Raw genomic sequence first — 19,910 nt, 5'->3', positions numbered from 1 at the left:
TGGCGCAGACCCGGTCGCCGCGGCGCAGCGGTCGAACACGGTGCAGCGCGGGCGGGTTCAGCGCAGGCGCTGCTGCCAGTCGATCGGGACGCGGCCGGCCGGGCCCGGGACGGGCTGGGTGATCGGGTGCGACGACGGGCCGGCCAGCTTCGGGCCCTCGTAGAACTGCTCGGTCTCGATGTTCCAGAACCAGTCCTCGCCGGGCTCGAAGCTGGTCAGGAACGGGTGGCCCGCCGAGCGGGCGTGCGCACTCGCGTGCTGGGACGGCGAGGAGTCGCAGCACCCGATGTGTCCGCACGTCGCGCACCTGCGCAGATGGAACCACCAGCCCTGGCCCTCACCGGCCAGGCACTCCACACAGCCGTCGCCGCTGGGCGGCACCGTCGGGTCGATACCGGGGATCGTCGTGTCGTCACTCATCGCAGGCACCTCCACGGGGAAGGGTATGCCGACGCCGGCGGCGGAAGCCGGTAGGCGGCCCCGGCGCGGCGGAGTGATCGTCGCGGCGGACGGGCGGACGGGCGGGTGGGCGGACGGGCGGGTGGGTGGACGGGGTGAGCGGGCTGGACGGGCGGGCGGGCCGAGATCTGACGCGCCGTCGTCGAGTGCCGCCGGGGTTCCGCGGGACTCGTGGGGCCGAACCCCACGCGGACGCGGGCTCGCTGCTCTGTGCTCGGTGCTCGGTGCGTGCGGAGGCGGATTCCGTCCTGATCTACAGTGCTGTAGATTCAACTGCGGGGTTCGGGCCCGCGGAAGCGATCGGGTGCCGGCCGCCGGGCCGAACTGCCGGGCCCGGTACGGGGATACCACAGGAGGGCAACATGGGAGTCTCGCTCGCCAAGGGCGGAAACGTCTCGCTGACGAAGGAGGCCCCGGGGCTCACCGCCGTCATCGTCGGCCTCGGCTGGGACGTCCGGGCCACCACGGGCGCCGACTTCGACCTCGACGCCAGCGCGCTGCTGTGCAACGAGGCCGGCCGGGTCCTCAGCGATCAGCACTTCGTCTTCTACAACAACCTGCGCAGCCCCGAGGGCTCGGTCGAGCACAGCGGCGACAACCTCACCGGTGGCGGCGACGGTGACGACGAGCAGATCAAGGTGGACCTGACGGCCGTTCCGCCGCAGGTCGCGAAGATCGTGTTCCCGGTGTCGATCTACGACGCCGAGCAGCGCCGGCAGAGCTTCGGCCAGGTCCGCAACGCCTTCATCCGGGTCGTCAACCAGGCCGACGGCGGCGAGGTCGCCCGCTACGACCTGAGCGAGGACGCGTCCACCGAGACCGCGATGGTGTTCGGCGAGCTCTACCGCTACGGCAGCGAGTGGAAGTTCCGCGCCATCGGCCAGGGCTACGCCTCCGGCCTGCGCGGCATCGCGCTGGACTACGGCGTCAACGTCTGAGCCCACCCGCGCTGCGGACCCGTACGCGTGACGGGTGTCCGTGACGGGTGTTCGTTCTTCGAGGTCGCACGTTGTGCGTCGCACGTGGCGCGTCGCGCGTCCGGCCCTTCGGGCGGGCGGGCGGAGCGATCGACCGGGCCGTTCCGGTGCCGTTGGGCGCCGGGACGGCCCTTTCGGTCGGTGCGGTCCGGGAGTGTCGGGGGTTGGGCGGCGCGGGCCGGTGTGGCAGGCTCGGCGCATGGAACAGCGTGTACTCGGCCGGACGGGCCGTCCGGTGTCGGTGGTGGGTCTCGGGACGTGGCAGCTGGGCGCCGACTGGGGCGTGGTGCTGGAGGACGACGCGCTGGCGGTGCTGGACGCCGCCGCCGACGCCGGGGTGACGTTCTTCGACACCGCCGACGTCTACGGGGACGGCCGCAGCGAGCAGTTGATCGGCCGGTTCCTGAAGTCCCGCCAGAACGACGGACTGATGGTCGCCACCAAGATCGGCCGCCGGCTGCCGCAGCTGCCGGCCAATTACACCCTCGCCAACTTCCGCGAGTGGACCGACCGTTCGCGCCGCAACCTGGGCGTGGACCGGCTCGACCTGGTACAGCTGCACTGCCCGCCCAGCGCGGTGTACTCCAACGACGAGGTGTTCGACGCGCTCGACACCCTGGTCGAGGAGGGCCGCACCGCGGCGTACGGCGTCAGCGTGGAGACCTGCGCGGAGGCGCTGACCGCGATCGCCCGGCCCGGTGTCGCCAGCGTGCAGATCATCCTCAACCCGTTCCGGTTGAAGCCCCTGGACGAGGTGCTTCCCGCCGCGGAGAAGGCCGGCGTCGGCATCATCGCCCGGGTGCCGCTGGCGTCCGGCCTGCTGTCCGGCAAGTACACCAAGGACACCCTGTTCGGCACGGACGATCACCGCACCTACAACCGGGACGGCTCCGCGTTCGACCAGGGCGAGACCTTCTCCGGGGTCGACTTCGCGACCGGCGTCGAGGCCGCCGAGGAGTTCGCCCGTCTTGCCCCGCCCGGTGCCAGCTCCGCGCAGACCGCGCTGCGCTGGATCATCCAGCAGCCCGGCGTCACCACCGTCATCCCCGGTGCCCGCAGCCCCGAACAGGCCCGGGCGAACGCCGAGACCACCGCGTTCCCGGAACTGCCTCCGCAGACCCTACAGGCCGTCCGCGACCTGTACGACCGCCGGTTCCGGGCCCAGGTGCACGCGCGCTGGTGACGGTGCCCCTGCGGGTGTCGTGTGTCGGGAGTCGACATCCGCAGGCACGGGGGAACAGGGGATAAGGAACGGGGAGCGGGGAGCTGGGAAAGCGCTTACCGGCCGTGCTCGGCAAGCGCTTTCCCGCTCTGTCCTCGCTGTCCCGGCCGTCCCTTTCGGCCCTGACGCGGACCCGAACGGGCACCCGAGGAGGCTCCGTCCGGCTACCCGCCACGCAGCCGCGCGGGCAGCGGCGCGCACTGCTCGGCGAGGTGCGTCAGGGCAGCGGCTCGGCGTGGAGGGGGGTGCGTGGGTCCTGGTGGCCGCCGCTGGCGAGCATCCGGACCTCGCCGGCCTCGCTGATCTCGGCCTGCACGATGCCGGACGGGTCCGCGTACACGGGATGTCCGCCGGGGCCGCGGGTGCCGGTCGCCTCGACCACCACGACGTCCTGCGTGGCGTGGCCTCCGGGCTCCCCGGGAAAAGTGAGAGCGAATCGTCGAGCCATGGCAGGCCTTCTTCCCTCGTTCGTTCCATCGTAGGCAGCGCCGGAGCAGCGGTCGCTCCCGGACGGCGGGGACGGCCGGGACCCGTCAGACCAGCAGGTGGAGGCGCTGCGCCGCCGGACCGACCTGGACGGTCTGGCCCCAGGTGAGGTGCAGCGCGTCGGACTCGATGCCGTCGCCGAAGGCCACCAGGCGCTCGGACTCGACGGTCAGCGTCAGCCGCTCCTCGGCGGTCAGCAGCCCCTCCACTCGGGAGGTGCCGGTGACCGGCGACGGCCACGCCTCGCGGACGAACCACGACAGGTGCGGCGCCGTCGGTGCGGGCAGCGCCAACCTGCTGGAGCGCTCCAGCCACGCCGAGCGGCACCACCCGGTCGCGCCGGTGCCGGTGCCCACGAGCACCCCCGAGGACGCCTGCGACTCCGCTCCGCCGCCGGGCGCCGCCAGCCGGTAGCGGGCGGTCTGGTGGCCCGGCTGACCGAGGTAGACCTCGTTCAGCGCCAGCAGTCGCTGGGTGTCGTCCGCCACCGCCTCCACCATGGTGCGCAGCTCCAGCCGCCGCTCCACGCCCGGCAGAACGGCCGCGCGCAGCAGCGGCTTGGCCTGGTCGGAGCGGTGCCGCACCAGCACGCCCGGGTTGCGGCCCGGCTCCGCGTCGATGCCGATCACCGGCTGCCCGGCCAGGTACTTCGCCGTGTTGGCGACCAGCCCGTCCTGGCCGACCACCACCACCAGGTCCTCCGGCCCGAACAGGAACCGGTCCAGGTCGGCCCGCTCCACCCGGGTCTGCCGCCAGTCCAGCGGCACCGCCGCCGAGACCTCCGCCAGTGCGGTCCGCGCCCGGTGGTGCCGCTGCTCCGCCTCGGCGAGCGAACGGCCCCGGCCGGCGAGGAAGAACTCGGCCTGTCCGCGCGTCCCGTGATGGGCGATCAACTCCTCGTACTCGGTCCGCCGGTGGACCAGCACCACGCGCGGGGCGAGCGTCACCGGTCCGACCGTCCGCCGCCGTCGGACGTCGCAGCGGTGCCCGCCCGGCCGACCGTGCCTGCCGTGCCCGCCTGGCCCGCCCGGCCGACCGGGCTTGGCCGGCCGACCGGGCCGGAGAGCCGGGTGAGCAGGCCGGTCAGCACGTCCGGCGTGAGGGTGATGCTGTCGATCCGCGGCAGGTGCTCGGCCAGCCGGATCAGTGCCAGTGCCTGCAGGATCTCCGGTCCGACCTGCTGGTGCGCCGTCAGCCACGCCGCCTCGGCCGCGGCCTTCGCCTCGCCCAACGCCCGCGCGGCCTCCGCCTGTTGCGCGGCCATGGTGCCGGCCGCCTCGGCCTCCGCCGTGGCGAGACGGGTGCGGCGGATCGCCTCGGCGTCGGTGCGCACCGCGTCCGCAGCCGCCTTCTGCTCCGCCTCGCGGCGCGCGTTCGCACCCTGCTGCGCCACCAACTCCTCTTCGCGGCGCGCCAGTTCGATCTGGCTGGCGAGTTCGTTCTCGGCAATGGCGCGTTCCCGCTCGACCGCGACCGCGCGACGCTCGTAGGTCGCCCGGTCCGCCTCCTGCTGGACCAGCTCCCGGGCCGGGGTGCGCAGCGCCCGCTCCAGTTCGGCCTCGGGCCGGACGGCGGTGACGCGCACCGCGAGTACCGTCAGCCCGATCTCGCCGAGCCGGGGTTCGGCGGCCAGGCCCTCGGCGATCCGTTCGCGGACCGCCGTCACGCCGTCAACCAGGGTGTCGGCCAGCGGAGTTCGGGCGATCAGCTGGAGGGCGTGCTGCTGGGCGGTCTCGGTGAGCAGGGTGGCGAGCTGGGCCAGCGGCTCAGTCCGCCATGCGCCGGTGTCGGGGTCGATGCCGAAGTCCAGCCGGGTGGCGGCGACCGTCGGGTCGCTGATCCGGTAGGTGACCGTGGCCTGCACCGCGAGGTCCTGGAAGTCGGCCGTCCGGGCGTGGAACAGCATCGCCAACTCGCGGTCGTCGGCCGGTACTTCGGATATCGCGGCGGTGAGCGGGCGGAACCAGAAGGCCAGGCCGGTGCCCTCGTGGGCGAGCCGGCCGCCGCGCAGATGGCGGATGTGGCTGGTCGGGGCGGAACGCAGGTGGCGGAAGCCGAAGCGGCGGGTGATGTCGGCCATGGGAGTCGCAGGCCCCTCTCTTTTCGTCTCTATGACGATAAGGGGAGCCCCGCTTTTCGTCAATACGACGAAAAGCGGGGTCGGGGCAGGTCGGGCAGGTCCCGTCGGGTGGGGTCGGGGTGCTCCGGGTCGGGCCGGGACGGGGGTCGGGCGCGTCCTCGGCAGCGGGGCGCCGCCGCCGCGCCGAGCTGGTCGCCCGTGGCCGCGGCCCAGGCGTGCCCGCGTGCGCTGCGGCCTCCCGTTTGCTGTCTGGTGCCTGTCCGGGGCGGCGAGGCGTCAGAGGCCCGCGCGGGTACGGGACGTGGTGGAGATGGCGGCGAGGTCCTGCTCGCCGTGGCCGTGCGCGATGGCCTGGAGGAGTGAGTCCCGCAGTAGCGAGGCGAGCGGAAGCGGGACGTTGGCGGCCGCTGCGGTGTCCAGGGCGAGGGTGACGTCCTTCAGGCCGAGGGCGAGACGGAATCCGGCCGGCTCGAAGGACTGCTGGGTGATCATCGCGCCGTATCCCGCGTAAACGGGCCCGGGGAAGAGGGAGTTGGTGAGCACGTCGAGCAGGGCCGCGGGCGAGAGTCCACTCGCCTCGGCGAGTACGGCGGCCTCGGAGAACGCCTCGATCGCCGACACCAGAAGGAAGTTGGCACTGACCTTCGCGACGTTTGCCGCCGCGGGATCCTCGCCGAGGTGCCAGGTGTGTCGCCCCATCGCGTCGAACAGCGGTGCTACCCAGTCGAGTTCGGCCGCCGGGCCGGATGCCAGGATGTTCAGGTTGCCCGCCGCCGCGACGTCCGCCCGGCCCAGCACCGGTGCCGCGATGTAGCCGAGGCCGTGGGCGGCGTGCAGTTCGGCGGCGCGGCGGGCCAGCCCCGGTGAGACGGTGGCCATGTTGACGTGCACGGCGGCCCGGGCCCCGGACAGCAACTCCTCGTCCAGCAGCAGGCGTTCGACCACCCGGTCGTCCGCCAGCATGGAGATCGTCACCTCCGCGTCGAACGCCTCCGCAAGCGTTCCCGCCGCCGACGCGCCGTCCGCGACCAACTCGGCCACCGGCTCCGGTGACCGGTTCCACACCCGCAGCGAATGCCCGGCGTCCAGCAGCCGACGGGCCATCGCCCGGCCCATCGCGCCCAGACCGACGAAACCGACGTCCATGCTCCCTGCCTCCCAGCGGGTGCCAACCTGCTCCGAGGGCGATGCTACGACGACCATCCGCGCGTACGGCGGTTCGCCGCGGTGTGGCGGTGTGGCGGTGTGGCGGTGTGGCGCGGCGGCGCGGCGGCGAGGTCGCGAGGTCGCGAGGTGGCGCGGTGGCCGATCGGTGGGGCGGTTGTCCAGGGCCGGGCCTAGGGTGGGCGTCGAGCAGCCGACGAGGGGGAAGTGGTGGGCGAGGCGCCGCAGGGTGGGACGGTCGTCGCAGCGGTCTATGGCGACGGGTGGGACGGCGCGACCCGGACGGCCGTCCGCCCGATCTCCCGGGCGGAGGCCGCGCGACGGGACGCGGCGGGCGAGCCCTACTCCGTGCTGTTCGTGCCGGGAGGCCGGTCGGTGCCGTCGGCGATCCTCCATGTGGCCCGCGGCGCAGGCTACATGGAGTTCCAGCGGCTTGACGCCACGGGCCGCCGGGTCCTGGAGGCCGACCTGCGCGCCCTGGAGCAGGGGCGGTTGTTCCTCCGCCACCTGACCGAGTGGCGTTACGGGAGTGAGGCCCTGCCCGACCGGTCGGACGAGGCGTGGCGGCGCACCGTCGACCTGTACCCGGACGGGCGCGGCGGCCAGACCGTCCACCCGCGCGGCAAGCTCGGCGGTTCGACGCACACGGCGGCCGAGCTGCCGACCGATCAGCGTTGGCTCCCCGATTCCCAATTCGGCAGCTGGAGACCGCTGTTGACGGCGGCGCAGGTCGGGGCCGGGGAGGAGATCGCTGCCGTGGCGGAATGCCCGCCGGAGGAACCGCCTTCGGCGTCGACGGCGGCCGAACCGTTCGGCCGCCCCCGCCGAGGCCGCTCGCCCCGCCCCCGATCGAGCACCTGTTCACTCCCGGCTTCCGGTTCACGCACCGGCACCGGCCAGGGCCGCTCATCGTCGACCCGATCCGGACGGTCACCGAAATCTCCCTGCCGGAAGGGAAGTTGGCGCTCTGCGACCCCAGCTTTCCGCCCCACGGCACGGAGGGCGACCCGGTGGAGGTCGAACTCCCGCCCGGCGTCTACCCGGTGCAGGAAACCGGTGCCGAGTACCACGACGAGATGTTCGGCCGGCAGTTCACCGCCCGCAGCCGGTTCGCCGTCCGCCTGCTGGTCAGCGAACGACCCACCGCCACCTGGACGATGGCCGTCCCCCCGGGCCAGGACGTGCGGCTCCTGCGCGACGGCCACTGCTTCGGCTTCGACGTCGACTCCGCCACCGGCTGCTTCGTCGAGGCCACGGCGCGGTCCGGACTCGGCCACCGCCTCCGGAACGCCGCCACCACCGGCGGAGACGTCCAGAACCTCGACGGCGGCTACCGCAAGGTGGCCGACGGGGCGACCGGCGCCGACCTGGTCGCCTTCGCCCTCGGCGGCGACGGCGTCTACCCCGTCTGGGTCGGGCGGGACAGCGCGGGCGACATCACCGCCGTCGTCGTGGCCGAGATCTACGAGACCGGCTGCCTGGAGCCGCTGGACGAGGGCCCCGGTCGCCGGTGACCCAAGTCCCTGTTCGACGGCCGGGCGAGCAGCGATACTGGCCGCATGGGGTTCATCGTCTTCATGACGCTGCCGGGCCTGGTGCTGCTGCTCACCGCCCTCGCCGTGGTCGACCAGGTGCTGTTGCGCGCCGGGCGCGCCGGCCTGCTGCCCTGGCGGCCGGGCAACCGGCAGGGACAGATCTCCGCGACCGGCTTCGAGCAACTGCACGCCCAGTTCTCGGCGGGCAAGCAGAACGAGCTCAAGGAACGGCAGTCGGCGCTGATGCTGCGCGACGAGGACGAGGACGGCGCCCCGCCCGACCGAAGCCGCATCGACCTGACCCGCGGTTCGGCCGTGATCCGACTCCCGAAGACCGGCTGACGGCCGCACGGGCACTCGGGCGCACGGCCGCTCGGGTACTCGGGCGCGCTCGCGTCGCGGAGAGAATGGCTTCCCGTGAACGCGACGCGAGAGGACGGGGCATGAACCGGTACGGCGTCCGGTGCGTGTTCCAGTGGACGGCCGGCGGCGGGCGGAGCTACGAGGAGCGGGTCACGCTCTGGCAGGCGCCGTCGGCCGGGGACGCGATCGCGCTGGCGGAGGCAGAGGCCGAGACGTACGCGGCCGACACCGGTGTCGAGTACCTCGGGTTCGCCCAGTCCTACCACCTGCTCCCGCACGGAGCTCCGGGCGCGGGGAGTGAGGTGTTCTCGCTGCTGCGCGACAGTCCGATGGAGCCGGACGCCTACCTCGACGCCTACTTCGACACCGGTACCGAACGCCAGCAGACCCACTGACGGGCGCGCCACCGGCAGCCGGCCCGGAGCGCCACGCGGAGCATCCCCCGGGCCGCGGAGCTGCCGACCACCGCGGTCTCAGCCGGTTGGCCGGGTGTCGGCCGCCGGGGGAGTGGCGAGCGGGTCGGGCAGGGGAGGCTTCGAACTCGGGGCGGTGAGGCGCGAGATGATCGCGGCGGTGGCGGCTGCCTCCGCGTGGTCGAGGCGGCGTGACGAGCCGCGCAGGAGGTGGCGGGCCTCGATGGTGGCGAGGGCGAGCAGGCCGGGGAGGAGATCGGTGGAGCGGGCCGCCACCCAGCGGGTGCCCTGGGTGGCCATCCACCACAGGTTCGCTCCCGGGCCGGGCGCCCGGACGGGCAGGTCGACCGGCGGGGGACCGACCGGATGGCCCGCCTCGGCGAGCAGCGCGTGGAAGCCGCGCGCGATCAACTGGTGCCCCGCGGCGCTGGGATGGAGCCGGTCCACGCTCAGCAGGGCGCGCTGCCGGGTCCACGGCAGGTCTGCCAGGTGCAGGTGGACGGCGTGGTGGTGCTCGGACAGGGCGTGGACCACCGCGTTGATGCCGCGCATCCGGCGCGCCAACGGACGGGCGAGCGGTGCCGGCAACCGCAGCAGCCGTCCGGGGTCGGGCAGGCACGCCGTCAGGGGAACGGTGCCCGCCGCCGTCAACGAGGAGAGCAGCGCCGCGACCTGACGCGACGTGCGCTCCAGGTCGAACGAAGCGCGCAGGGTGTCGTTGCCGCCGACCACCACCGCCGCGTACTGCGGGCGCAGCGCGAGGGCGGTGGGCAGTTGGGAGACCAGCAGGTCGCGGCTGAGCGCGCCGCTGCGGGCGAGGTTGCGGAAGTCCACGGGGTCCGGCGACAGGCTGGGCGCGAGCAGCGCCGCCCAGCCTCGCCAGCCGCCGGTGACCGGGTCGCCGACCCCCTCGGTCAGGGAGTCGCCGAGCGCCGCGAACCGAACCGTCATCACGTCCCTCCGGTGGGGTTGGGGGAGTTGGGGTGGGGCGTGGGGGAGTGGAGGAGCGGGCCGGACGGGGAGGTCCGGTCGCGCTGCTAGGCGGTGCGGTGGCGGTCGGACGCGTGGTCGGCAGCGGGTCCGTCGATGGGCGTCGGGTGCGCGGGGTGGGCGGGGGATGCGTGGTGCGCGGCGAGGAAGGCGGCGGTGGCGGCGTCCCAGCCGAACTCCTCGGCACGGGAGCGGGCGGCGGCGCGGCGCTCCGCCTCCGGACGGTCCAGCAACTCCCTTACGGCGTCGGCGAATCCGGCCCCGGTGTCGGGGGCCGCGAGGCCCGCGCCGCCGACCACCTGCGGCAGCGCGGAGGACCGGCTCACCGCGACGGGAGTGCCGCAGGCCAGTGTCTCCAGCGCGGCCAGGCCGAAGGTCTCCACCGGCCCCGGCGCGATCACCGCGTCCGCCGTCGCCAACAAGGCTGCCACCTCGGCGCGTTCGGTCAGGTGGCCGAGGAAGGTGACCGGCAGGCGCAACTCGGTCGCCTGCCGTTCCAGCCGCCGGCGCAGCGGACCCGTGCCGGCGACGGCGAGCACCGCCGGGACGCGATGCCGGCGCCGCAACTCCGCCAGTGCCAGGAGCGCCCGCTCCGGCCGCTTCTCGCCCGACAGCCGCGAGCACATCACCAGCAGCACCTGGTGCGGCTCCGCCAGCCGCTTCCGCAACTCCGGGCTGCGGCGGTCGGGATGCATGGTCGTCAGATCGACGCCCAGGGGTGCCCGGGCGAGGTTGCCGACGCCGAGCCGCTCGAACTCCTCGGCCGCCCACGCGGTGGTGCAGAGCACCGTGTCGTAAGCCTGCGCGGTACCGGAGTTGAGCCGGTCGGCGAGCCGGCGGGCAGCACGCCCGGGCAGGCCCCAGGTGCCGAGGACGCCCGTGGCGCTCTCGTGCGAGACCATCATCGACCGCACCCCGTTCGCCCTGGCCCAGTCGCCGGTCCAGCGGAGCGTGGTGCGGTCCGACACCTCAAGCCGGTCCGGGGCCAACTCGGCCAGGACGGAGGAGAGTTCGCGTCGGTCCCGGAGGACGCGGTAGCCGCCGCTGCCCGGCACCCGGGGACCGGGCAGGGTGATCACCCGCCCCTGCTCGGTCCACTCGTCGCTGCGCCGCGGCCCCGGGACCACCAGCACGGGCCGGTGGCCCGCCGCCAGATACCCCGCGCCGAGGTGCCGCAGCGCGGTCCGCAAGCCGCCGGACACCGGGGTGACGAAGTTCGCCACCCGCACGATCTGCAGTGCCTCGTTCACGCGGGCTGCTCCTCGACCAGCTCTCTGGTGGGCCGCGCACCCGCCACGAGGGCGTCGGGGCCGGAGGGCGTCTCGGCGGCCACCGCTGGTGCGGCCGGGCCGGGCGCCGGTGCCGGGGAAAGGGCCGGAGCCACCGCCAGGGGCTGGCGGGGAGCCGGGACCGGCGGCGCCGTGACGGGCGGCTCGGTCGGCGCCAGGATGCGGGAAAGCGCTTTCTGGTCGGTTTGAGGGCGCTCGGCGATGTCAGGGATGTGGGGCGTGCCGGAGGCGACGCGGGCGACGTGGGCCACGGAAAGCGGTTTCCGGTCCCCCGGCCGGCCGGTCGTCGCCGGGCGGGCGCGGTGCTCGGCGAGGACGTCCTCGTAGTGCTGGATCAGCTGGTCGCCGACGGCCTCCCAGGTGCGGTCGGTGACGTCCGCGCGGCCGGCCGCGCCGTAGCGGGTGCGGAGTCCGGGGTCTGCGGTGAGGGTGGCGACGGCGCGGGCGACCGCCCCGGCGTCGCGGGGGGCGACCAGCAGGCCGGTGCGGTGGTGGCCGACCAGGTCGAGCGGTCCGCCCACGGCGGGGGCGACCACGGGGACGCCGCTGGCCATCGCCTCCTGGACGGTCTGGCAGAAGGTCTCCAGCGGGCCGGTGTGCACGAAGACGTCCAAGGAGGCGAAGCAGCGTGCGAGTTCGGCGCCGGTGCGGCGGCCGAGGAAGACCGCGCCGGGCATCGCGGCCTTGAGCGCGGGTCCGCTCGGTCCGTCGCCGATCACCACCACCCGTACGCCGGGCAGCCGGGAGGCCTCGGCGAGCAGGTCGACCCGCTTCTCGGGGGCGAGCCGGCCGACGTAGCCGACCAGTACCTCGCCGCCGGGGGCCAGGGTGCGGTGCAGCGCCTCGTCGCGGTGGTCGGGGTGGAAGCGCGCCGAGTCCACGCCCCGCGCCCAGATCCGGACGTGGCGGACGCCGTGGGCGGTCAGGTCCTGCGCGGCGGGGGTGGACGGGGCGAGGTTGCGGGCGGCGGAGCGGTGCGCGGAGCGGATCCGCGCCCAGGCGAGTGCCGAGCCCAGCCCGCGGCCCATCCGGTACGCCTGCGCGTACCCGGCGAGGTCGGTCTGGTAGACGGCGACCGTCGGCAGGTCGAGGCGTTCGGTGATGCGGGCGGCGCGGGCGCCGAGGACGAACGGACTGGCGAGGTGCACCACGTCCGGCCGATGGGCGGTCAGGGCGGCGGCCAGCCGGCGGCTGGGCAGCGCGATGCGCACCTGCGGGTAGCGGGGCAGCGGGACGGACGGAATGCGCACCACCGGCAGCGGTTCCCGGTCCGGGCCGAAGGACTGCGGCGGGCAGTGCGCGCCCCGCGCCGGCGCGGGCGTGATCACCAGCGGCTGGTGACCCCGTCGGACGAGGTGTTCGGCGGCCCGCAGCACGCTGTGGGCCACGCCGTTGACCTCGGGCGGGAAGGACTCGGTGACGATGGCGACTCGCATGCCAACGTTGTGGCCAAGCCGGGCATGCGGCCGGACAAAGGGATCTTTCGCGCAGGCGAACGTCTGCCGCCATTTCCGCACACCCGGTCGGCGCCGTCGTCGGCCGCAGGCCGCGCCCGGGGCGGATTCGCGCAAACAGCCTGCGCACTGTGCGCAAAGCTGCGCGTAACCAGGCTTGAACGAACACTTGACGGCACGTCGGGGTTGCTGCTGCGATGTGTACCGCTCAACTCGCCGGATCGGCCCACCGTCCAACCGCACGGCTCCGCACGCGACTTGGCGCACCCCCACCTCCGCCCGCCCGGGCCGCTCGGCGACGCACCGCACTCGCACCGTTCGTCCCCCGTACGCCCCCGCCCGTTCAGGAGGAACCCGATGCGCTCCGCCCTGCGGATCCCGCTGCCGAGGCTGGGAAGGCCGCACCGGCCACCCCGCCGACCGCACGCGCCGAATGCCCCGCACGCGCCCCAGGCGCCGAATGCTCCGCGCACTCCGAACACGCCGGGACGCGCCGGTCGGCGACGCACCGCCGTCGCGGTCGTCCTGCTGCTGCTGGCCGGTCTGTTCGCCGTCGCAGGACCGGCCAGTGCCGCTCGCGCCACCACCGCCGGCAACGCCACCCGCGTCACCCGCTCCGGCGACACCTTCACCGTCGCCACCACGGGCGGTGCCGCCGCCCGGATCCAGCTGGCCCGCGCCGACATCTTCCGGATCTGGCTGTCGCCGAACGGCGCGTTCACCAACGACCCGGCGGGCAGCGACCTGGCCGTCACCACCTCGTTCGGCTCGGTCGGCGCCACCCTCGCCGACGCCGGAAGCTACTGGCGGATCGGCACGTCCGCGATCACCCTGCGGATCAACAAGGCCCCGCTGACCTTCGCGCTCTACCGCGCCGACAACGCCACACTGCTCTGGGCCGAGTCCCAGCCCACGAGTTGGACGAACAGCCAGACCACCCAATACCTCAGCCGGGCGGCGGACGAGCAGTTCTACGGCACCGGCCTGCACCTCGGCGAATGGGCACTGCGCGACAAGACCGTGCCGGTCGCCGTCTCCAACCAGTGGACCGAGAACAGCAACGCCAGCCCCGCCCCGTTCTACATGTCCACCAACGGCTACGGGGTGATGCGCAACACCTGGGCCCCGGGCAGCTACAACTTCGGCGCGCCCACCCAACTCACCCACAACGAGAGCCGGTTCGACGCCTGGTACTTCGCCGGGAACACGCTCAAGGACGTGCTGAACGCCTACACCGACGTCACCGGCAAGCCGTTCCTCGCGCCGATCTGGGGGCTCGAACTCGGCAACGCCGACTGCTTCAACGCCTCCAACCCCTCGTACACCGGCGACCACAACCGGCTGCGCCACCAGACCACTCCGGACGTGGTCGGCTACGCCACCGACGCCCGTGCCGCCGACATGCCGTCCGGCTGGTTCCTGCCCAACGACGGCTACGGCTGCGGCTACACGGACCTGCCCACGGCGGCCGCCGGCCTGAACGACCGCGGCTTCCACACCGGGCTGTGGACCTCCACCGGCCTCAGCAACATCGACTGGGAGGTGGGCACCGCCGGCTCACGTGCCGTCAAGACCGACGTGGCGTGGATCGGTGGCGGCTACAAGACCGCGTTCACGGGCGTCAACCAGGCCGTGGCGGGCATCGAGAACAACTCCGACGGCCGCCGCTTCGTCTGGACCGTCGACGGCTGGGCCGGCACCCAGCGGAACGCCGTCGTGTGGACCGGCGACACGCACGGCACCTGGGACGCGATGCGCTGGCACGTCCCGTCCATCGCGGGCGCGGGCCTGTCCGGCCTCAACTACGCGTCGGGGGACGTCGACGGCATCTACGACGGCAGCCCGAAGACCTACGTCCGCGACCTCCAGTGGAAGGCCTTCACCCCCGCGTTCATGACCATGTCCGGCTGGGGTGCGACCAACCCGGCCGCCGGCTACAACGACAAGCAGCCCTGGCGGTACGCCGACCCGTACCTGTCGATCAACCGCAAGTACCTGCAGTTGAAGATGCGGCTGATGCCGTACATGTACACCATGAGCCGGGTCGCCACCGACACGGGCGTGCCCGCCACCCGCGCGATGGTGCTGGAGTACCCCGACGACCCGGTGGCGCGCGGCAACCTGACGAGCGGTCAGTTCATGGCCGGCGACGCGTTCCTGGTCGCTCCGGTGGTCAGTGACACCTCCGTCCGGGACGGCATCTACCTGCCTGCGGGCACCTGGACCGACTACTGGACCGGGAAGGCGTACACCGGCCCGGGCTGGCTGAACGGCTACAGCGCACCGCTCGACACGCTGCCGCTGTTCGTCAAGTCCGGTGCTGCCGTGCCGATGTGGCCGCAGATGAACTACACCGGCGAGAAGCCCGTCTCCACCCTCACCTACGACGTGTACCCGCGCGGGAACTCCTCGTTCACCCTGTACGAGGACGACGGCACCACCCGCGCCTACCGGAGCGGCGCCTCCTCCCGGCAGCGGGTCGACGTCACCGCGCCGAACGGCGGCTCGGGCGACGTCACGCTCGCCGTGGCCGCCGCGAACGGCAGCTACGCCGGGCAACCGGCCGCCCGCGACTACGAGTTCACGGTGCACGCGGCCGCCGCGCCGAGCAGCGTCACGGTCGGGGCGACGGCGCTGGCGCAGCTGACCAGCAAGGCCGCGTACGACGCCGCGAGCACCGGCTGGTACTTCGACGCCGCCGACCGCTCCGGCACCCTCTGGATCAAGGCCGGCCACCACGCCGTCGCCGGCGCCTTCACCGTCACCGCCACCGGGCTCACTCTGCCCTCCGGCACGCCGGTGACCGCCAACGGCCCCATCCCGCAGACGAACTGGAAGGTCGTCTCGGCGGACAGCCAGGAGACCGCCGGGGAGAACGGCGCCGCGGCCAACGCCATCGACGGCAACAGCGGCACCATCTGGCACACCCAGTGGTCCGGCACCGCCGCCCCGCTGCCGCACGAGATCCAGATCGACCTGGGCGCGCGCTACAGCGTCGACAGCCTCGGCTACCTGCCCCGCCAGGACGGCGGCGTCAACGGGCGGATCGGCGACTACGAGATCTACGTCTCCGACAGCACCACCAGCTGGGGGAGCCCCGTCGCCACCGGCACGTTCGCCGACACCGGCACTGCACAACGCGTCGGCTTCACCCCGAAGAACGGGCGTTACCTGCGCCTGCGGGCGCTGAGCGAGGCCGGGAACCGCGGTCCGTGGACCAGCGCCGCGGAGATCACCGCCACCGGAACAGCCGTTCCGTGACCGGACGCCGCCCGCCCCGACCCGGCTGTCCGGAACGGGGCGGGCGGCCCGCCCGGCAAGGCCGGTCGACGGCCTGTCACTGCTCGCGGTGCCGGACCCGGGCCGCGAGCAGGGCGATGTCGTCCTCGGCGGCGTGCGGGGCCAGCGCGTCGAGGGCGCGGTCCAGCATCGCGTCGAGCGGGCCGTCGACCGGCAGGCGCAGCTCGGAGAGCCGGGCGAGCGAGGCGTCGATGTCCTCGCCGCGGCGCTCCACCAGACCGTCGGTGTACAGCAACAGGGCATGGTCGGACCGGAGTTCGACCGTCGTCTGCTCGTAGCCGCCGACGCCGGTGCTCAGCGGCGGACCGGTCGGCACGTCCACCAGCGCGGACTCCTCGGCGGTGAGCAGCGCCGGCGGCAGGTGCCCGGCACTGGCGAACGTCCACCGGGCCCGGGCCGGATCGGCCAGCGCCAGCACGCAGGTCGCCGGGCGGGCGTCGGCCCGGTCGGCGATCAGCGCGTCGAGCTGGCGCAGGATGCGGTGCGGCGGCAGGTCCATCGCCGCGACGTACCGCAGCGTCGAACGGTAGTTGCTCATGTCCACGGCCGCCTCCACGCCGTGGCCCATCACGTCGCCCATCGCCAGCAGCGTGCGCCCGAACGGCAGCCGCACCGTCTCGAACCAGTCGCCGCCGACCACGGACGCGGTGCCCGACGGCAGGTAGCGGGAGGCGAGTTCGAGATTCGGGTGCGGGCTGCCCGGCTCGGCCAGCAGCGCCCGCTGGAGCTCCAACGCCGTGTTCTGCGAACGGGCGTAGCGCCGGGCATGGTCGAGGGCGAGCGCGGCCCGGCCCGCGACGGCCGCCAGCAGCTCGACGTCGTCCGGTGTGAAGCCCAGCGAACTGCCGCGCACCCGGGCCAGGTTGAGCACGCCGAGGCGGCGGCCCCGGGCCGTCAGCGGCGCCGCCAGCAGGCAGTCCACGCCGGCCTCGCGGCAGGCGGCGAGGGCCGTGTCGTCCGGTGCGAGCCGCGCCAACTCCTGGTCGGACAGCAGGTTCGCGGCGATCGGCCGTCCCTCGGCGAGCGCCCGGGCCGCGACGGATCCGGGCCGGTGCCGCACCGCCCGGCCCGGCTGCCAGTGGCGGCCCGTCGGTCCGGCCGTCGCTTCCCGTCGCAGCCGCTCCGGTGGCGCACCCGGCGCACCCTTCTCGTCCGCACCGCGAGCGGTGCCGGCCGCGGGCCGGTCGGGTGCGTCGAGCGGCAGCACGTCCACGAAGGCGAGGTCGGCGGTGCGGGGGACGGTGAAGGCGGCGAGTTCCGCGCAGGTGGTGTCCGGGTCCAGCGTGCTGCCGATCCGTTCGACGGCCTCGTCCAGCAGCGCGGACCGCCCCTTGGCGCGCTCCAGTTCGGCCCGGTGCACGTCCGCGCCGCCGGGCAGGACCAGCAGCAGCCCGAGTGCGGATCCGCCGAGTCGAATCCGGTGGAACTCGGCGGGCCGGCCCGCGAACGTTCCGGTCCGCGCCCGTCCGTCCGCCAGCACCTGTCGGGCCCGCGCCGCACCCTCCGCGGACGGCACCAGCGCCTCCGGCGGTGATGCGCCGGCGAGCTGACGGAACGCCGGATTGAGGTAGTGCCAGTGCAATTCCCCGTCGAGCACCGCCACCGCGACGGGCAACTGCTCCAGCAGGGACCCGGCCAGCGCGCCCGGTTCGACGGCCAGGGCCGCGGCGGCAGCCGCGAGCAGCGGATCCGTCGAGCCGTCGCCCGCCGCCGATTCGGCCCGCACCCGTTGCTCCTCCCTCGCCGTCCGGGCGGTTCGTCCGGTGCCTGTGCGCTCACCGCTCGTGCGTCGGTGCCGACCGCCGGCCCCGGCAGGGCGCAACGGTGGTCCTGGCCCGCCTGACGATCCGCGTCCGGGGACGGTACGGTACCCGGTCGTCGCATCGGCTTCCGTGCTCCGACATGCGGTTCTGCCGATCAGCTGCCCGGACTCCGCCGGACCCTGAACAGGGCGTCCGTCCGCCGCGCCGAACCGGGCGGCGCGTGCTCAGGGCGCCGGATGCGGCAGCGGACGGGCCAGCCGTCGGACGTCTTCCAGACGGGCCGGATCGGGCTCCTGGCGGGTGAACAGGTCGTGCCCGACCGCCGTCGACTCCCACGCGTCCGGGGCCTCCGCGGACCGCGTCAGCAGCCAGGCGGCCGAGATCCACTCCGCTCCGTCCTGCTGGTACTGGCCGCTCCACGACGTCACCGAACCGACGTCGCCGCGCTCGTTGTGCCACGCCACCGTCCAGCCCACGGCCGTCCCGTGGCCGGCCTGCGCCGGTGTGACCAGCCGTCCCACCAGCGGGTACGTGCCGCTCGCCCGGCCCGTCGCCGAGACGTACGTCCCGGTGAGCGAACCGTCCGGACCTGCCACCAACCGCATGTGCGAACCCAGTTCGCTGTACCAGTCGCCGGTGATGCCCACGCTGATCCTCCCGCCGCCTCGGCCGGCCCGTCACCGCGTCCCGCCCGGACGCGCCAGCCCCCACTGTGCCGCCCCCGGCCGTCCCGGCGGCGGCGACGCGCGGACGGGACACGACGGATGACCCGAGCTGCGGACAGCCCTGCCTGCGGATCCGCTCACGGGCGGACCAGCGGGCGGACCAGCGCCTGGACCAGCGGGTGGACCCGCGGACGGGCCAGGGGACGGGCCAAGGGACCGGCCCGCCTGCGGACCTGCCCGCGCCGCGAGGGAGAATGGTGTCCGAACCGACCGCCCGTCCCGCTCCGCAGGAGACTCCGCACCGTGACCGACCAGCAGCCGCCCGCCCCGACCGGCCGCCGCCTCGACCTGCTCGCCGACTGCTCCTCCTGCTTCGGGCTGTGCTGCGTCGCGCTGCCCTTCGCCAAGTCCGCCGACTTCGCTGCCAACAAGAACGCCGGCACCCCCTGCCGCAACCTCGACGCCGACTACCGCTGCGGAATCCACGTCTCCCTGCGGGACCGCGGCTACCAGGGCTGCACCGTCTTCGACTGCTTCGGCGCCGGCCAGAAGATCTCCCGGCACACCTTCGACGGGCGCAGCTGGCGGGAGGACGCCCACACCGCGCGGCAGATGTTCGAGGCCTTCCCCGTCATGCGGCAGCTCCACGAACTCCTCTGGTACCTGACCGAGGCGCTGGAGCTGCCCCGGGCCCGGCCGGTGCACGCCGAGCTGCGCCGCGCGAGCGACGCGATCGACGAGCTGACCCGGCGGGACGCCGCCGCCCTGATCGCCGCCGATGTTCCCGCGATCCGCGCCGAGACCAGCGAACTCCTGCTGCGCGCAAGTGAGCTGACCCGCAACGCGATCCCTGGAAAGAAGCGCAACCATCGCGGCGCGGACCTGATCGGAGCCCGGCTGAAGGGTGCCGACCTGCGCGGAGCCAACCTGCGCGGGGCGTACCTGATCGCGGCCGACCTGTCCGGTGCGGACCTGCGCAGCGCCGACCTGATCGGTGCGGACCTCCGCGACGCCGACCTGCGCGGGGCGGACCTGACCGGTGCGCTGTTCCTGACGCAGTCCCAGCTCAACGCGGCCAAGGGCGACTCCGGTACCCGCATCGGCTCCGGACTGGCCCGGCCCGCGCACTGGTGACCCGGACGGTCGTGGGGCCCGGTGGACGTGGGGCCCCTGGTCGCGGTGCTCGCGGGCGGGCGCGGTGGGCGACAGGGGGCGCGAGGGGCGCGTGTGGAGCCCGGAAACGGGATTAATCACCTGCATCCCGTGGGATCCGCGCGTATGGTCATGACCTCCCCGACGCGAGAGGAGGATCATCCGCGATGGGACTGTTCAAAGACGCCCCGCCCCGCGAACACCCGGACTTCACCCAGCTACGGTTCATGGCCGCCGGTACACCCTCATGGTGGAAGCGCAACCGCCACAAGGCACTTGGCGCCGCCGGCCTGCTGCTCGGCTTCTGGCTGGCCGGCCACCACGACACCCCTGCACCCGCCGCGACCTGCACCACGACCGGTACCGCGACCGGCACGAGCAGCACCGCCGGCCCGACCACCACCCCCGGGACGTCCGGCGCCGCCGGCGTCCAGGGGGCGCAGGCCGGGCGCTGACCCGGCGTCGGGCCCGGCAGTGAACGGGCACTGACTTCGCGTCGGGCGACGCGCTGACCGGTCGTCAGGCCGGGCGACCCGGACAGCAGTGGAAACGACAGGTAGGAGGCCCTCGGTGCCGCCCGTGCCAGGACGGGCGGCAC

Annotated in this window: 17 protein-coding genes and 1 pseudogene; 8 read left to right on the top strand and 10 right to left on the bottom strand. The window is 74.1% G+C overall.

Annotated elements, in window-relative coordinates; all coding sequences use genetic code 11:
- Nucleotides 1-57: 57 nt before the first annotated feature.
- Nucleotides 58-420 (bottom strand): UBP-type zinc finger domain-containing protein, encoded by a 363-nt coding sequence (locus ACFV1L_RS00090; RefSeq protein ID WP_380361432.1) that lies wholly within the window; start codon nucleotides 418-420, stop codon nucleotides 58-60.
- A 401-nt stretch (nucleotides 421-821) separates the two neighbouring features.
- On the opposite strand from ACFV1L_RS00090, the gene ACFV1L_RS00085 reads away from it, so the two are divergent.
- Both ACFV1L_RS00085 and ACFV1L_RS00080 read left to right on the top strand, forming a co-directional pair.
- Nucleotides 822-1,397 (top strand): TerD family protein, encoded by a 576-nt coding sequence (locus tag ACFV1L_RS00085; protein ID WP_035869061.1) that lies wholly within the window; start codon nucleotides 822-824, stop codon nucleotides 1,395-1,397.
- A gap of 238 nt (nucleotides 1,398-1,635) precedes the next feature.
- Nucleotides 1,636-2,619, top strand: a complete 984-nt coding sequence (locus tag ACFV1L_RS00080; protein ID WP_380361429.1) for an aldo/keto reductase — start codon at nucleotides 1,636-1,638, stop codon at nucleotides 2,617-2,619.
- 256 nt (nucleotides 2,620-2,875) lie between these two features.
- On the opposite strand, the gene ACFV1L_RS00075 is transcribed toward ACFV1L_RS00080, so the two are convergent.
- The 4 genes from ACFV1L_RS00075 to ACFV1L_RS00060 form a co-directional block, all read right to left on the bottom strand.
- On the bottom strand, nucleotides 2,876-3,106 hold the full coding sequence (locus ACFV1L_RS00075; RefSeq protein ID WP_380361427.1) for a DUF6296 family protein: 231 nt from the start codon (nucleotides 3,104-3,106) through the stop codon (nucleotides 2,876-2,878).
- An 85-nt stretch (nucleotides 3,107-3,191) separates the two neighbouring features.
- Nucleotides 3,192-4,091: a hypothetical protein gene (locus tag ACFV1L_RS00070; protein WP_380361425.1), complete on the bottom strand. Its 900-nt coding sequence runs from the start codon at nucleotides 4,089-4,091 to the stop codon at nucleotides 3,192-3,194.
- The gene (locus ACFV1L_RS00065) at nucleotides 4,088-5,224 is read right to left on the bottom strand and encodes an SPFH domain-containing protein (RefSeq protein ID WP_380361423.1); all 1,137 of its coding nucleotides are present in this window, start codon (nucleotides 5,222-5,224) and stop codon (nucleotides 4,088-4,090) included. Before ACFV1L_RS00065 ends, ACFV1L_RS00070 begins: the two co-directional genes overlap by 4 nt.
- Before the next feature lie 276 nt (nucleotides 5,225-5,500).
- Nucleotides 5,501-6,370, bottom strand: a complete 870-nt coding sequence (locus ACFV1L_RS00060) for an NAD(P)-dependent oxidoreductase (RefSeq protein WP_380361421.1) — start codon at nucleotides 6,368-6,370, stop codon at nucleotides 5,501-5,503.
- A 782-nt stretch (nucleotides 6,371-7,152) separates the two neighbouring features.
- Here ACFV1L_RS00060 and ACFV1L_RS00055 point away from each other — a divergent pair.
- The 3 genes from ACFV1L_RS00055 to ACFV1L_RS00045 all read left to right on the top strand — a co-directional run bounded on the left by ACFV1L_RS00055 (nucleotide 7,153) and on the right by ACFV1L_RS00045 (nucleotide 8,681).
- Nucleotides 7,153-7,902 (top strand): DUF4241 domain-containing protein, encoded by a 750-nt coding sequence (locus ACFV1L_RS00055; protein ID WP_380361419.1) that lies wholly within the window; start codon nucleotides 7,153-7,155, stop codon nucleotides 7,900-7,902.
- Nucleotides 7,903-7,947: 45 nt separating this feature from the next.
- A complete protein-coding gene (locus ACFV1L_RS00050; RefSeq protein ID WP_380361417.1) occupies nucleotides 7,948-8,265 on the top strand; it encodes a DUF6191 domain-containing protein in 318 nt (105 codons plus the stop codon).
- Nucleotides 8,266-8,366: 101 nt separating this feature from the next.
- Complete coding sequence (locus ACFV1L_RS00045) at nucleotides 8,367-8,681, top strand: hypothetical protein (RefSeq protein ID WP_380361415.1); 315 nt, start codon at nucleotides 8,367-8,369, stop codon at nucleotides 8,679-8,681.
- A 78-nt stretch (nucleotides 8,682-8,759) separates the two neighbouring features.
- Here ACFV1L_RS00045 and ACFV1L_RS00040 read toward each other — a convergent pair whose 3' ends face one another.
- From ACFV1L_RS00040 to ACFV1L_RS00030, 3 genes and pseudogenes are all read right to left on the bottom strand, one after another.
- On the bottom strand, nucleotides 8,760-9,650 hold the full coding sequence (locus ACFV1L_RS00040; RefSeq protein ID WP_380361413.1) for an SGNH/GDSL hydrolase family protein: 891 nt from the start codon (nucleotides 9,648-9,650) through the stop codon (nucleotides 8,760-8,762).
- An 86-nt stretch (nucleotides 9,651-9,736) separates the two neighbouring features.
- Nucleotides 9,737-10,939: a glycosyltransferase gene (locus ACFV1L_RS00035; RefSeq protein WP_380361411.1), complete on the bottom strand. Its 1,203-nt coding sequence runs from the start codon at nucleotides 10,937-10,939 to the stop codon at nucleotides 9,737-9,739.
- A 335-nt stretch (nucleotides 10,940-11,274) separates the two neighbouring features.
- Nucleotides 11,275-12,414, bottom strand: a pseudogene (locus tag ACFV1L_RS00030) (glycosyltransferase family 4 protein); the annotation flags it as partial.
- Nucleotides 12,415-12,789: 375 nt separating this feature from the next.
- Here ACFV1L_RS00030 and ACFV1L_RS00025 point away from each other — a divergent pair.
- Nucleotides 12,790-15,693, top strand: coding sequence for a TIM-barrel domain-containing protein (locus ACFV1L_RS00025; protein ID WP_380361409.1), 2,904 nt, complete (start codon nucleotides 12,790-12,792; stop codon nucleotides 15,691-15,693).
- Between the two features lie 76 nt (nucleotides 15,694-15,769).
- Here ACFV1L_RS00025 and ACFV1L_RS00020 read toward each other — a convergent pair whose 3' ends face one another.
- Both ACFV1L_RS00020 and ACFV1L_RS00015 read right to left on the bottom strand, forming a co-directional pair.
- Nucleotides 15,770-17,458: a SpoIIE family protein phosphatase gene (locus ACFV1L_RS00020; RefSeq protein WP_380361407.1), complete on the bottom strand. Its 1,689-nt coding sequence runs from the start codon at nucleotides 17,456-17,458 to the stop codon at nucleotides 15,770-15,772.
- 261 nt (nucleotides 17,459-17,719) lie between these two features.
- Nucleotides 17,720-18,142, bottom strand: coding sequence for an avidin/streptavidin family protein (locus ACFV1L_RS00015; RefSeq protein WP_380361405.1), 423 nt, complete (start codon nucleotides 18,140-18,142; stop codon nucleotides 17,720-17,722).
- Between the two features lie 321 nt (nucleotides 18,143-18,463).
- On the opposite strand from ACFV1L_RS00015, the gene ACFV1L_RS00010 reads away from it, so the two are divergent.
- Together ACFV1L_RS00010 and ACFV1L_RS00005 are read left to right on the top strand one after the other, a co-directional pair.
- Nucleotides 18,464-19,294: a pentapeptide repeat-containing protein gene (locus ACFV1L_RS00010; RefSeq protein WP_380361403.1), complete on the top strand. Its 831-nt coding sequence runs from the start codon at nucleotides 18,464-18,466 to the stop codon at nucleotides 19,292-19,294.
- A 185-nt stretch (nucleotides 19,295-19,479) separates the two neighbouring features.
- Nucleotides 19,480-19,767, top strand: coding sequence for a hypothetical protein (locus ACFV1L_RS00005; RefSeq protein ID WP_380361401.1), 288 nt, complete (start codon nucleotides 19,480-19,482; stop codon nucleotides 19,765-19,767).
- The last annotated feature ends 143 nt before the right edge of the window (nucleotides 19,768-19,910 follow it).

It is taken from the genome of Kitasatospora sp. NPDC059646 (assembly GCF_042734615.1).
In the GTDB taxonomy this organism is placed as follows: Bacteria; Actinomycetota; Actinomycetes; order Streptomycetales; family Streptomycetaceae; genus Kitasatospora.
The sequence above is the reverse complement of the archived record's forward strand: the minus strand, read 5'-3'. Positions and strand labels throughout refer to the sequence as shown.

What these genes read in the sequence shown, in the direction of transcription:
- ACFV1L_RS00090 (WP_380361432.1), bottom strand. Translation starts at nt 420, where the DNA reads ATGAGTGACGACACGACGATCCCCGGTATCGACCCGACGGTGCCGCCC.
- ACFV1L_RS00085 (WP_035869061.1), top strand. Translation starts at nt 822, where the DNA reads ATGGGAGTCTCGCTCGCCAAGGGCGGAAACGTCTCGCTGACGAAGGAG.
- ACFV1L_RS00080 (WP_380361429.1), top strand. Translation starts at nt 1,636, where the DNA reads ATGGAACAGCGTGTACTCGGCCGGACGGGCCGTCCGGTGTCGGTGGTG.
- ACFV1L_RS00075 (WP_380361427.1), bottom strand. Translation starts at nt 3,106, where the DNA reads ATGGCTCGACGATTCGCTCTCACTTTTCCCGGGGAGCCCGGAGGCCAC.
- ACFV1L_RS00065 (WP_380361423.1), bottom strand. Translation starts at nt 5,224, where the DNA reads ATGGCCGACATCACCCGCCGCTTCGGCTTCCGCCACCTGCGTTCCGCC.
- ACFV1L_RS00060 (WP_380361421.1), bottom strand. Translation starts at nt 6,370, where the DNA reads ATGGACGTCGGTTTCGTCGGTCTGGGCGCGATGGGCCGGGCGATGGCC.
- ACFV1L_RS00055 (WP_380361419.1), top strand. Translation starts at nt 7,153, where the DNA reads ATGCCCGCCGGAGGAACCGCCTTCGGCGTCGACGGCGGCCGAACCGTT.
- ACFV1L_RS00050 (WP_380361417.1), top strand. Translation starts at nt 7,948, where the DNA reads ATGGGGTTCATCGTCTTCATGACGCTGCCGGGCCTGGTGCTGCTGCTC.
- ACFV1L_RS00045 (WP_380361415.1), top strand. Translation starts at nt 8,367, where the DNA reads ATGAACCGGTACGGCGTCCGGTGCGTGTTCCAGTGGACGGCCGGCGGC.
- ACFV1L_RS00040 (WP_380361413.1), bottom strand. Translation starts at nt 9,650, where the DNA reads ATGACGGTTCGGTTCGCGGCGCTCGGCGACTCCCTGACCGAGGGGGTC.
- ACFV1L_RS00025 (WP_380361409.1), top strand. Translation starts at nt 12,790, where the DNA reads ATGCGCTCCGCCCTGCGGATCCCGCTGCCGAGGCTGGGAAGGCCGCAC.
- ACFV1L_RS00005 (WP_380361401.1), top strand. Translation starts at nt 19,480, where the DNA reads ATGGGACTGTTCAAAGACGCCCCGCCCCGCGAACACCCGGACTTCACC.